Origin of the sequence: Streptomyces sp. NRRL WC-3618, from assembly GCF_001280005.1 — a bacterium.
Classification (GTDB): domain Bacteria; phylum Actinomycetota; class Actinomycetes; order Streptomycetales; family Streptomycetaceae; genus Streptomyces.
In genome coordinates, this window is record NZ_LGDW01000499.1 from 16,732 (window position 1) to 28,560 (window position 11,829).

Annotated in this window: 10 protein-coding genes; 4 read left to right on the forward strand and 6 right to left on the reverse strand. The window is 69.9% G+C overall.

Annotated features, from left to right (window positions below; genetic code table 11):
• Positions 1–87: 87 nt before the first annotated feature.
• The 4 genes from ADL01_RS40740 to ADL01_RS40755 all read right to left on the reverse strand — a co-directional run bounded on the left by ADL01_RS40740 (position 88) and on the right by ADL01_RS40755 (position 4,237).
• The gene (locus tag ADL01_RS40740) at positions 88–1,119 is read right to left on the reverse strand and encodes a LacI family DNA-binding transcriptional regulator (protein WP_053747149.1); all 1,032 of its coding nucleotides are present in this window, start codon (positions 1,117–1,119) and stop codon (positions 88–90) included.
• A 77-nt stretch (positions 1,120–1,196) separates the two neighbouring features.
• On the reverse strand, positions 1,197–2,033 hold the full coding sequence (locus ADL01_RS40745; RefSeq protein ID WP_053747150.1) for an ATP-binding cassette domain-containing protein: 837 nt from the start codon (positions 2,031–2,033) through the stop codon (positions 1,197–1,199).
• Positions 2,030–3,025, reverse strand: a complete 996-nt coding sequence (locus ADL01_RS40750; RefSeq protein ID WP_053747151.1) for an ABC transporter permease — start codon at positions 3,023–3,025, stop codon at positions 2,030–2,032. Before ADL01_RS40750 ends, ADL01_RS40745 begins: the two co-directional genes overlap by 4 nt.
• 195 nt (positions 3,026–3,220) lie before the next feature.
• Complete coding sequence (locus tag ADL01_RS40755; RefSeq protein ID WP_053747152.1) at positions 3,221–4,237, reverse strand: sugar ABC transporter substrate-binding protein; 1,017 nt, start codon at positions 4,235–4,237, stop codon at positions 3,221–3,223.
• 212 nt (positions 4,238–4,449) lie between these two features.
• Between ADL01_RS40755 and ADL01_RS40760 the strand changes: the two genes are divergently transcribed.
• The 4 genes from ADL01_RS40760 (at position 4,450) to ADL01_RS40775 (ending at position 10,144) form a co-directional block, all read left to right on the forward strand.
• Positions 4,450–5,412, forward strand: coding sequence for a carbohydrate kinase family protein (locus ADL01_RS40760; protein ID WP_053747153.1), 963 nt, complete (start codon positions 4,450–4,452; stop codon positions 5,410–5,412).
• Between the two features lie 229 nt (positions 5,413–5,641).
• Positions 5,642–8,203 carry a glycoside hydrolase family 32 protein gene (locus tag ADL01_RS40765; RefSeq protein WP_053747154.1) on the forward strand — a complete coding sequence of 854 codons (2,562 nt, stop codon included), beginning with the start codon at positions 5,642–5,644 and terminating at the stop codon, positions 8,201–8,203.
• Positions 8,204–8,308: 105 nt separating this feature from the next.
• Entirely contained in the window at positions 8,309–8,623 is a 315-nt protein-coding gene (locus tag ADL01_RS40770) for a putative quinol monooxygenase (protein WP_053747155.1), read from the forward strand.
• A 147-nt stretch (positions 8,624–8,770) separates the two neighbouring features.
• Positions 8,771–10,144, forward strand: coding sequence for a cryptochrome/photolyase family protein (locus tag ADL01_RS40775; RefSeq protein WP_053747156.1), 1,374 nt, complete (start codon positions 8,771–8,773; stop codon positions 10,142–10,144).
• A 178-nt stretch (positions 10,145–10,322) separates the two neighbouring features.
• Here the strand turns inward: ADL01_RS40775 and ADL01_RS40780 are convergent, their stop codons facing one another.
• Positions 10,323–11,081 (reverse strand): carbonic anhydrase, encoded by a 759-nt coding sequence (locus ADL01_RS40780; RefSeq protein ID WP_053747157.1) that lies wholly within the window; start codon positions 11,079–11,081, stop codon positions 10,323–10,325.
• A gap of 285 nt (positions 11,082–11,366) precedes the next feature.
• Positions 11,367–11,829: DNA-directed RNA polymerase subunit alpha C-terminal domain-containing protein (locus ADL01_RS40785; RefSeq protein ID WP_324614660.1), on the reverse strand; the 463-nt coding region annotated here is incomplete at its 5' end.

Here is an 11,829-nt window from a genome sequence, read left to right on the forward strand (position 1 = left end):
CCGGGCAGCGCCGTACGGCGTCGTACGACGCTCAGCGGATGAGACTCGCGAACCCGCCGGAACTCATCGCGGCAGCGGGCGTGCCGTTCACGCCTCCTGCAGCGCGGGGGCGGGGAGTTCGCCCGAGCCCCGGGTGATCAGGCGGGTGGCGACGGTGATGGTCCGGGCCCGGGAGCGGTCCCCGTCCAGACGGGCCAGTGCGGTGGCCGCCGCTGTTCTGCCCAGTTCCTCCGCGTCCTGGGCGACGACGGTCAGGGCCGGCTCGAGCGCCTCGGCGAGCGCCACCTCGTCGAAGGCGACGACGGCGACGTCCTTGCGCTTGCTGCGGGCCAGTTCGGCGACTATGCCGAACGTCATGATGTTGTTGCCGGCGAACAGGGCGGTCGGGGGATCGGCCAGGTCGAGGAGCCGGGAGGTCGCGGTCTCGGCGCCCTGCTGGTCGTGGGCGTTGGTGACGAGCGAGCGGTCGTAGGGGATGTCGGCTTCCTGGAGCGCGGAGCGGTAGCCGGCCAGCCGTTCGCGACGCGTGTACAGCTTCGGGGGCAGATCACCGACGAAGCCGATGCGCCGGTGCCCGTGGGCGACGAGGTGGGCGACGCCGTCGTGGGCGCCGGCCCGGTTGGAGCTGACGATGCAGTCCGTGGCGAGACCGACTCCAGGTCGGTCGAGGAAGATCACGGGCAGTCCCGCCGTACGGTGGGACCTGAGGTGGGAGTGGTCGGCGCCGACGGACGGGACGACCATCAGGATGCTGACGCGGCGGGCCAGGAACTTGTCCGTCAGGGCCCGTTCACGATCGGGAGCGTCCGCGGAGGAGCCCATGAGGAGGGTCAGTCCGCGTTCGCGGACGGTGTCCTCGATGGCGCGGGCGACGGCTCCGAAGAAGGGGTTGGCGAGGTCGGGAATGACCAGGCCGATGGTGGTGTCGGGACCGCCGACACGGATGTTGCGGGCCATCAGGTTCGGCTGGAAGCCGAGCTTGGCCACTGCGGCCAGTACCTGTTCCCTGGTCTGCGCGGAGGCGGGCCCGTCCTCGTTGAGGACTCGGGAGACCGTCTTGGCGCTGACACCGACTTCGCGGGCGACGTCGGCCAGGGTGGGGCGGCGGTTCGCTGCCATGGAGGAAACCGTCTCCTGAGGGCTCTCGGTTCCGGCCGCGGCCTCGGCCGGAAACTACGAGAGCGGGTGTCGTGCTGTCAGGTGGCCTGGACTCCGGCGGCCTTGGCGGCCTCCGAATCCGCTACGACAGTATCTCCGGCCTCGTCGACGGTGAGAGCGCCGGTCATGATGGCGACGACCTCGGCCATCGAGTAGTCGGAGGGCTTGATCACGGCGGCGCGCCGGCCGAGGCGGTGCACGTGGATGCGGTCGGCGATCTCAAAGACGTGCGGCATGTTGTGGCTGATCAGGACGACCGGCATGCCCTTGTCCCGGACCCGGCGGATCAGGTCGAGAACCTGGCCGGACTCCTTGACGCCGAGCGCGGCGGTGGGTTCGTCCATGACGACGACACTGCTGGCCCAAGCCACGGAGCGGGCGACCGCCACGGCCTGGCGCTGTCCGCCGGAGAGCGTCTCCACCGACTGCGTCAGCGAGCGCAGGCCGATCTTCAGGTCGGCCATGTGCTCGGCGGCCTCCTGGCGCATGCGCTTCTTGTCGAGCATGCGGAAGACACTGCCGAGGACACCGGGACGGCGCAGCTCCCGCCCGAGGAACACGTTCGAGGCGATGTCCATCGAGGCGGCCACGGCGAGGTCCTGATACACCGTCTCGATGCCGTGGGCGCGGGCGCTCTGGGGCCCGGAGAAGGTGATGGGCTCACCGTTCAGACGTATCTCGCCCGCGTCGGGGGTCAGTGCGCCGGTGAGGGCCTTGATGAGGCTGGTCTTGCCGGCGCCGTTGTCGCCGATGACCGCGAGGACCTCGCCGGGCAGCAGATCGAAGTCGGCGCCGTCGATGGCGGTGACCTGGCCGTATCGCTTGACCAGGCCACGGGCCTGCAGCACGGGCGTGGGGGAGGAGGTGGCGCTCATCGGGCCTTCTTCCGGGAGAGCTGGTCGACGGTCACCGCGAGGATCACCAGGACGCCGGTGATCAGGGTCTGGTAGATGGAGGCGACGCCCATCAACTGGAGGCCGTTGCGGAACACCCCGACGATGAGGACGCCGATGAAGGTGCCCAGCACCGAGCCACGGCCGCCGAAGAGGCTGGTGCCGCCGAGGACCACGGCGGTGATGCTGTCGAGGTTGTCGGTCTGCCCGGCCTGCGGATCGCCCACGCCGGTGCGGGAGATGAGCAGCAGGGCGGCGATGCCGTACAGCAGGCCGGCCACGGTGTAGATGCCGATGGTGAGGCGGGAGGTCCGGATGCCGTTCAGCCGGGCTGCCTCAGCGCTGTTGCCCAGGGCGTAGACGTGGCGGCCCCAGCCGGTGTTGCTCAGCGCGTAGGCGAGGAGGAGGAACAGGGCGATGGTGACGAGGGAGCCGTACGTGATGTCCGTGTGGCCCAGCGGGAAGGTCTCCCCGAGGGCGGTCAGCGACCCGGGCAGATTGGTGACCGTCTGCTCCGCGGAGTAGATGTGGGTCAGCGCGAACGCCACGTTGAGCATGCCGAGGGTGACGATGAACGGCGGCAGCGGGATCTTCTGCACGAGCAGCCCGTTGAGCAGCCCGAACCCACCGCAGACCACCAGGCCCAGGGCGATGGCCAGGAGCGGGGGCAGCGAGCCCTCGGCGGCCATCTTGGCGATCACGATGCTGCCGAACGCCATCACGGCGCCGCACGACAGGTCGATGCCCGCGGTCAGGATGATCAGGGTCTGGCCGATGGCGAGGGTGCCCACGACCATGACCTGCTGCACGATCAGCGAGAAGTTCCCGCCGGTCAGGAACTGATCGGTCGAGAAGGAGAAGAAGGCGCAGGCCAGGAGGAGGGCGACCAGGGGTCCGGTGGTCGGCGCCGTGAGCAGTCTGCGAGCCGTGGTCGGTGCTTTGAGCTCCGAGTACGGCGTGGTCGTGGCTGTCATGCGAAGTCCTTGTCGGAAGACAGATGTCCTTGTCGGCGGACGGGGGAACGAGGCGGTTCTGGCGAAGTCGGGTGGCGCGACAGCGCCCCCGACAGGGGCGCGGGGCTGTGCCGATATGCGGCGCCGCCGCGCGGGCGAGACCAGCCCCCACCGGGCCCGCAGCAAAACACCGCGCCCCCCAGCGGAGCGGCCCGCTCAGCCCCAGCAGTTCTCCAGGCCGTAGGCGGTGTCCTTCGACGTGACCCCGTCCTGCGCCTTGTCGGTGATCAGCGTGACGCCGGTGTCGGTGTAACCGGACGCCTTCTTGCCGTCCTTGGCGTACGTCACGACGGCCTTGACGCCCTCGGCGGCCATCTTCAGCGGGTACTGCTGCGACGTCGCGGCGATCTTGCCGTCCTTGACGGCCTGGGTGCCGGTGCAGCCGCCGTCGACGGAGACGATCAGGACGTCCTTCTCCCGGCCCTTGGCCTTCAGCGCGGTGTACGCGCCCAGGGCCGCCGGCTCGTTGATGGTGTAGACGACGTTGATGCCCGGCTCCTTCTGGAGGCAGTTCTCCATCGCCGTCTGGCCCTTGGACTGGTCGCCGCCGGTGTCCTGGGCGCATGCGACGTCCTTCTCGGTGGCGCCGAAGCCCTTGAGGAAGCCGTCGTGCCGCTGCACGCCGACGGAGACGCCCGGCGCGAGGTCGAGCGCGGCTATCTTCGCCGTCTTGCCCTTCATCGCGGCCTTGGCGTACTCGCCGATCAGCTCACCGGCCTTGAGGTTGTCGGTGGCGAAGAGGGCGTCGACCGCGCTCTCCGGCTCGGTCGGGGTGTCCAGGGCGATGACCAGAACGCCCTTGGCGCGGGCCTTCGCGACCGCGGGCACGATCGCCTTGGAGTCGCTCGGAGTGATCAGGATGCCCTTCACGCCGGCGGCGACCATGTTCTCGATGGCGGTGACCTGCCCAGCGTTGTCACCGTCGAACTTGCCCGCAGCGGTGGAGAGTTGGACGCCGTTCTCCTTGGCGGCCTTCTCCGCGCCCTCCTTCATCTTCACGAAGAACGGGTTGGTGTCGGTCTTGGTGATCAGGCCGACCTTGACTTCGCCCGAGCCGGAGCCCGACGAGCCGGAGCCCGAGCCGGATCCGCAGGCCGTCAGGGTGAGGGCCGCGACGCCCGTGACCGCGGCGGCTCGGAGGAGGGACGAGGACAGGCGAGTGGTGCGAGACATGATCGGCTCCTGTGGGATAGCGGGCGGCACGGGGTTGGGATCAGCGAGCACCGCCGGAGATGTCATCGTTGACTTATGTCATCGTTGACACCGCCTGGCCAGGATGATGGACTCCGGATCCAGGCAACGTCAATGCCTTCCACCTGTCACAAATCGGCAACGCCCGCAGTCGTCGCCCCCGCACCGCCGGTCAGGACGAGAGAGAGCAGCCCATGAGCCCGCGTCAGATCACCGTTCTGGGAGAGTGCGTCGCGGACGCCTTCACCGAGCCGGCAAGCGCCTCCAGCGAACTCGCCCTACGGGTGCTGCCCGGCGGCGGACCTGCCAACACGGCGGTGGCCCTGGCCCGGCTCGGCACCCCCGCCCGCTTCCTGGCGCGTCTGTCCGGCGACGTGTTCGGCCGCCTGTTCCGGGCCCACCTGGAGGCGTCCGGCGTCGACCTGTCGTACGCGATCGCCGCCGCCGAACCCAGCACGCTGGCCGTGGCGGAACTGGACGCCACCGGGCAGGCCACGTTCTCGTTCCACGCGCAGAACACCGCCGACTGGCAGTGGACGGCGGCGGAACTGGCAGGGGCGGATGTGTCCGAATCGGCCTGTGTGCACACCGGATCGCTGGCCCTGGTCCGTGAGCCCGGCGGGGCGATGGTGGAGGAGTTTTTGGCGGCGGCGGCTCCGCGGGCCACCATCAGCATCGATCCCAACGTCCGGCCGCTGCTGGTGCACCCCGACGTCTACCGTGCCCGGCTCGCGCACTGGTGCGCGCTCGCCGACATCCTGCGCCTGAGCGAGGACGACCTGGAACTCCTTCTGCCGGGCACCCCGCCCGAGCAGGCGTGCGACCTCTGGCACGCCGCGGGGGTACGGCTCGTCGTGATCACGCTCGGCGCCGGCGGCGCGCTGGCCTCACTCGACGGCGAACGGCTGCGGGTGCCCGCGGTGGCCACACGGGTCGTCGACACCGTAGGCGCGGGGGATTCCTTCACCGCCGGTCTCCTGCACGACCTCGGATCACGCGGACTCCTCGGCGGCCGACTGGCCGGACTCGGTGTCGACGACGTCGCGCAGGCCTGCCGGTTCGCCGCCCGGGTCGCGGCGCTGACCTGCTCGGTCGCCGGCCCCAACCCGCCGTGGAGCGATCAGCTGACGCAGGTGATGGCCCCCGAAGGCGTTTGACGGGCCGGGCGGCGAGTGGCCCGCACGGGTCAATTCCGCCCGCAGTGTTGACGCACCGTCAAGATTCCGCCCATCATCGGGCCACTGGATGTCATCGATGACACAAGTCAACGCTGACACCCCTGGTCGACGGCGTGGACGACGGCGCCGACCAGGGCGTCACTCTCCGTCCGGGCCACGCACGAGCCGCAGGCTCTGCCCGAGGGACGGCCGCAGCACAGGAGACACCATGAGCTCTGGACGAGGTTCCCGGCATGTCCGCACACGGATGATCGCGGCGGTGACGACCGTCTGCGCCCTGTCCGCCGCCCCGCTCGCCCCCCAGGCCGTAGCCGCCGACACCCCGCCGTACTCCGAGACCTACCGGCCCCAGTTCCACTTCACGCCGGAGAAGAACTGGATGAACGACCCCAACGGTCTCGTGTACTACGAGGGCGAGTACCACCTCTTCTACCAGTACAACCCGAACGGCGACTCCTGGGGCGACATGTCCTGGGGCCACGCGGTGAGCAAGGACCTCGTGCACTGGCAGCAGTTGCCGCTCGCCCTCTCGCACGACGACAAGGAGATGGTGTTCTCCGGCAGCGCGGTCGTCGACCGGAACAACACCACCGGCTTCGGTACGAAAAAGAACCCGCCCATGGTGGCGATCTACACCAGCCACGCCAAGGACACGGGCATCCAGGCGCAGTCGCTCGCCTACAGCACCGACCGCGGGCGAACCTGGACCAGGTACCGGGGCAATCCCGTCATCGACATCGGCTCCAAGGACTTCCGTGATCCCAAGGTCCAGTGGTACGCGCCGACGAAGAGCTGGCTGATGACGGTGTCGATGTCCGCCGAGCACAAGGTGCGGTTCTACACGTCCCAGAACCTCAAGGACTGGAAGCAGCAGAGCGAGTTCGGCCCGGCCGGTGCGACGGGCGGCGTCTGGGAGTGCCCCGACCTGTTCCCGCTCGCGGTCGACGGGAACACGAAGAAGATCAAGTGGGTCCTGGTGGTCAACATCAACCCCGGTGGAATCGCCGGGGGTTCGGCCGCCCAGTACTTCGTCGGCGATTTCGACGGCAAGAAGTTCACCGCCGACGACAAGGGCACTTACACCCCGCCCCCCGGCACGGTGGTGCAGGACTTCGAGGGCGCCGGCTTCGGCGCGTGGACGACGACGGGCACCGCGTTCGGCACGGCGCCGGCCGCCGGGGCGCTGGCGGGCCAGGGCGCGGTCGACGGGTTCGACGGCAGGGGACTCGCCAACAGCTTCCACTCGGGCGACTCCGCCACCGGCACGCTGACCTCGCCCTCCTTTGCCGTCGACAGCAAGTACCTGAACTTCACGGTGGGCGGCGGCCGGCACCCGCACGTCGACGGAACCGTCCTGGAGCAGGGCCCGCCGCCCGAGGGCACGGTCCTCGCCGACTTCGAGGGCGGCACGTACGGTGACTGGACGACCACCGGCACCGCCTTCGGCACCGCACCGGCCACCGGCACCCTTCCCGACCAGCAGGAGGTCTCCGGCTACCGGGGAAACGGCCTGGTCGACAGCTACCTGAACGGCGACTCCACCACCGGCACCCTCACCTCGCCCGAGTTCACCATCGACAAGACGTACGTCAACTTCCTGATCGGGGGCGGCAACCACCCCGCCGGCTCCGGCAACCCGACCGCCGTCGAACTCCTCGTCGACGGCAAGGTGGTCCGTAGCGCCACCGGACAGGACGGCGAGGCACTCGGCTGGGCCTCCTGGGACGTCAGGGACCTCGCCGGCCGGAAGGCCCAGATCAAGATCGTCGACGAGAACAGCGGCGGCTGGGGGCACCTCAACGTCGATCACATCATGCTCTCGGACACCCGGGCCCAGCCTGTCTCCCAGGAGACTGCCGTCAACCTGATCGTCGACGGCAAGGTCGTCCGCAGCGCCACCGGTGCCAACAGCGAAACCCTGGACTGGGCCTCCTTCGACCTGCGCCCCTACGCCGGCAAGCAGGCGCGGATCCAGCTCGTCGACATGAACACCACCGGCTGGGGTCACCTCCTCGCCGACCGGTTCACCACCGCCGACGCCCCCGCGAAGTCCGTCGTCCAGCGTGCCGACTGGGCCGACTACGGCAAGGACTACTACGCGGCCGTGTCCTGGGAGGACGATCCGGGCGGCAAGCGGTACATGATCGGCTGGATGAACAACTGGGACTACGGCGGCGCCGTCCCCACGTCCCCCTGGCGCGGCGCGCAGAGCATCCCCCGGGAGATGGCCCTGCGTACGGTCGACGGCCGGGTCCGGCTGACCAGCCGACCGGTGAACAGCGTGTCGTCCCTACGTCAGAAGAAACCGGCGTCCGCCGCCGGTATCACCGTCAAGAACACCTCCCGGCCTCTGATCGGCCCGGCGGCCCGGGGCAAGGCGCTCGACATCGAGGCGACGTTCTCCCTCAAGGACGCGCGACGGTTCGGCCTGAAGGTGCGCACGGGCGCGAACGGCGAGGAGACCGTCATCGGCTACGACACCACGACCCAGGAGCTGTACGTCGACCGCACCCACTCCGGCGCCGTCGACTTCAACAGCACCTTCCCCGGCGTCCAGACGGCACCCCTGAAGGCCGAGAACGGCAAGGTGAGGTTGCGGATCCTCGTCGACTGGTCATCCGTCGAGGCCTTCGGCGGCAGCGGCGAGGCCACGATCACCGACCAGATCTTCCCCGACCCCGCAAGCCAGGGAGTCGAGGTCTTCGCCGAGAACGGTTCGGTGAAGCTGGACCGGGCCGACGTCTGGCACCTGGGCTCCGCCCACAAGTGACGCCCAAGCCTTGCTGCCCGCCCTGACGAGCAAGACCGCTGACCACATCCGCTGACCAAGTCCGATGACTACTTCCGATGCCCCGACCGACAAGGACACACGACCATGAAGAAGACCCTGCTCGCCGAGTTCACCGCCCGCGAGGGAGCGCGGGACGAGGTCGCCCGCATGATCGGGGAGTACGCCCTGAAGGTGCGCGAGGAGGAAGGCAACCTCGCCTTCGACGTCTACACCAAGGCATCCGCCCCACGCGCCTTCTGGATCTTCGAGGTGTACCGGGACGAGGACGCCTTCCAGGCGCACCTGAACGCCCCGTACGGCGGCCCTTTCAACGCCGCCCTCGTCCCGCTGATCGAAGAGGACGCCTCCGTGCTGACCTTCCTGGACCCGCTGGGGCAGCCTGCTGACCGTCTGTCGTGAAGCAGGGCCGGGATCACGGAGATCCCGCACCCACAAGCAGGAGAAACCGACGACTTCGTGGTGATATGAACCGCGTCTCGGCACCACGGTTCCGGCCGGGGCACATCCGCACGTCAGTTCCTCTCCATGCTCTCTGGAGTGCGCGCCATGAACGTCTCCGTCGTCCTGTTCACGTCCGACCTGCGGCTGCACGACCATCCGCCGCTGCGGGCGGCCCTGGACGGCGGCGGCCCCGTCGTCCCGCTGTTCGTGCGGGACCCGGCGGTGGACGGCGCCGGGTTCGCCGTACCCAACCGGCTGGCCTTCCTCGCCGACTGTCTGCGCGACCTCGACACCGGTCTGCGTGAGCGGGGCGGACGGCTGGTCGTGCGCCACGGCGACCTCGTCGGCGAGGTGCGCCGGGTCGCCGTCGAGGCCGACGCCCTCGAGGTGCACATGGCGGCCGACGTCAGCCGTCACGCGCGCCGCCGGGAGGACCGGCTGCGCCGCGCCCTCGAGGCGGACGGCGTACGGCTGCACGTGCATGACACGGTGACCGTCGCCGTCGCCCCGGGGGCCGTGCTCCCGGCCGGCTCGGACCACTTCGCCGTGTTCACGCCGTACTACCGGCACTGGTCGCGGCAGCCGCTGCGCAATCCGCTCGGGGCGCCGCGGACGGTGCGGGTCCCGGACGGTGTCGGATCCGAGCCCCTGCCCTCACGCAGCGACCTGCCGGGCCTCTCGGAGGGGCTTGCCGCCGGCGGCGAGACCGAGGGCCGCGCACGGCTCACGAAGTGGCTGCGCGACGGGGTGGCGGCGTACGAGGACCGCCACGACGACCTGGCGGGCGACGCCACCTCCCGGCTCTCCCCGCATCTGCACTTCGGCACCCTCTCCGCCGGCGAACTCGTCCAGCGGGCCCGCCGGGCGGGCGGACCGGGCGCGGAAGCCTTCGTACGGCAGCTCGCCTGGCGCGACTTCCATCGCCAGGTACTCGCGGCCCGCCCGGCCGTGTCCACCTCCGACTACCGCACCCGGCACGACAGTTGGCGGTCCGGACCACAGGCACGGGAGGACGTCGAGGCGTGGAAGGAGGGCCGCACCGGCTACCCCGTCATCGACGCGGCGATGCGCCAGCTGCGGCACGAGGGCTGGATGCACAACCGGGGGCGCCTGCTGACCGCGAGCTTCCTCACCAAGACGCTGTACGTCGACTGGCGGATCGGCGCCCGGCACTTCCTGGACCTCCTTGTGGACGGTGACATCGCCAACAACCAGCTCAACTGGCAGTGGACGGCGGGCACCGGCACCGACACCCGGCCCAACCGGGTCCTCAACCCCGTCACCCAGGCCAAGCGCTACGACCCCGACGGCGCGTACGTACGCCGCTGGGTGCCCGAACTGCGGCCGCTGGCAGGGCCGTCGGTGCACGAGCCGTGGAAACTGCGTGGCCCGGACCGCGCCGCCATCGACTACCCCGACCCCATCATCGACCTGTCCGAAGGGCTCGCCCGTTTCAAGCGGGCGCGAGACCTCGACTGACCCGCTGCCGCACCGCCGGTCGCGAGGCGGATCGTGGGCATCGCGAGGGCGGTCGAATTCTGACGTACGTTCGGTGGCTGTCGGTTGTGGCATCGCCTGGACGCGGGTTCACGGGCCCCGATCGCGCGGAGGGGGCCGCCGTGGTTGTCCACGACGGCCCCCCCCGAGTGGTGTGACGTCAGCAGACGCGGTGCACTCGCTGGGTGGTCAGTTCGTAGCGGGCGCCCACGATGGACAGGGCGCCCGAGTCCACCTTGGCGGCGAGGTCGGGCTCGGCGGCGAGGCGCGAGCGGATGAGCCGTATGTTGGCGTCGATCGTCGCGTCGATGCGGGCGTCGCCCTCTTTGCCGCGGTCGATGGCCGGTGTGATCTGGTCGGCCAGGTACTGGATGTGGGCGGGCAGTCGCGCGCCCGACTGGTCCGCCTGGACCGTGGCCTTCACGGCTCCGCACGACTGGTGGCCGAGCACCATGAGCAGCGGGATCCCCAGTTCGAGCACGCCGTACGCGAGGCTGCCGAGCACGGCCTCGTCGAGGACCTGGCCCGCGCTGCGTATCGTCATCAGATCGCCGAGTCCCTGGTCGAAGACCAGCTCCGGAGACACCCGGGAGTCGATGCAGCCGAGAAGGAGGGCGAACGGGTGCTGACTGGTCGTCAGTGTCTGCCGGACGGTGGGGGACTCGTCGGGGTGCTGCTGCTTGAAGGTGCGCCAGCGACGGTTGCCCGCCGACAGCTCCCGCAGGGCTTCCTCGGCGTTGGTGGGCCGCTTTCGCTGAGCTGCGATGTGCGGTGCGGCGGCAGCGGGTTCGGCGCCGATGGCCAGGCCGGTGCCGAGTGCGGCGGTCCCGGTGAGCGCGGCACGCAGCAGGGAACGCCGGGCGGGGGGTGTCGTCCGCGGCGAGTGGACGGCTCTGTGGGGTGTGGGGTCAGAGTTCACAGAAGGGAACGTATGTCCGGCCCGACGCTCGCCTGTTCCGGTTGCTGAATCATGATCGAAAGTTGAACCAATCTTGGCGGCTCCAAGGGAAGCTCTTGGGTGGCGCTCAAGTGCGGTTGGCTCACTGGCAACTGACGGACCGGCAGCCCTCGTACGACGTCATACGAAACGGGGGTGAGGGTGCCCAAAAGGTCACCCTCACCCCCGCGAACGCACGCAGCCGACGACTTGTCGCCGACCGCTCCGCATGGCCGGCTCCTCAGGGAACCGGCCGCGGCGCGGCGCTCAGTACTGCTCGGTCTCCACGAAACTGCCGTCCGCGTCGCTGTCCGCACCGAAGGCGTCCGCAGCGGCGGTCGGGTTGAATCCGGGCGGGCTGTCCTTCAGGGCCAGGCCCATGTCGGCGAGCTTCGCCTTGACCTCGTCGATCGACTTCGCACCGAAGTTGCGGATGTCGAGCAGGTCGGCCTCGGAGCGAGCGACGAGCTCGCCCACGGAGTGCACGCCCTCGCGCTTGAGGCAGTTGTACGACCGGACGGTGAGGTCGAGCTCCTCGATCGGCAGCACCAGGTCGGCGGCGAGCGCGGCGTCCGTGGGGGACGGGCCCATGTCGATGCCCTCGGCGTCGACGTTGAGCTCACGGGCGAGGCCGAACAGCTCGACGAGCGTCTTACCGGCGGACGCCATGGCGTCACGGGGACGCATGGCCTGCTTGGTCTCGACGTCGACGATCAGCTTGTCGAAGTCG

Bases quoted from the DNA above. Each gene is read 5' to 3' on its own strand.
- ADL01_RS40740 (WP_053747149.1), bottom strand. From the start codon at position 1,119: ATGGCAGCGAACCGCCGCCCCACCCTGGCCGACGTCGCCCGCGAAGTC.
- ADL01_RS40745 (WP_053747150.1), bottom strand. From the start codon at position 2,033: ATGAGCGCCACCTCCTCCCCCACGCCCGTGCTGCAGGCCCGTGGCCTG.
- ADL01_RS40750 (WP_053747151.1), bottom strand. From the start codon at position 3,025: ATGACAGCCACGACCACGCCGTACTCGGAGCTCAAAGCACCGACCACG.
- ADL01_RS40755 (WP_053747152.1), bottom strand. From the start codon at position 4,237: ATGTCTCGCACCACTCGCCTGTCCTCGTCCCTCCTCCGAGCCGCCGCG.
- ADL01_RS40760 (WP_053747153.1), top strand. From the start codon at position 4,450: ATGAGCCCGCGTCAGATCACCGTTCTGGGAGAGTGCGTCGCGGACGCC.
- ADL01_RS40765 (WP_053747154.1), top strand. From the start codon at position 5,642: ATGAGCTCTGGACGAGGTTCCCGGCATGTCCGCACACGGATGATCGCG.
- ADL01_RS40770 (WP_053747155.1), top strand. From the start codon at position 8,309: ATGAAGAAGACCCTGCTCGCCGAGTTCACCGCCCGCGAGGGAGCGCGG.
- ADL01_RS40775 (WP_053747156.1), top strand. From the start codon at position 8,771: ATGAACGTCTCCGTCGTCCTGTTCACGTCCGACCTGCGGCTGCACGAC.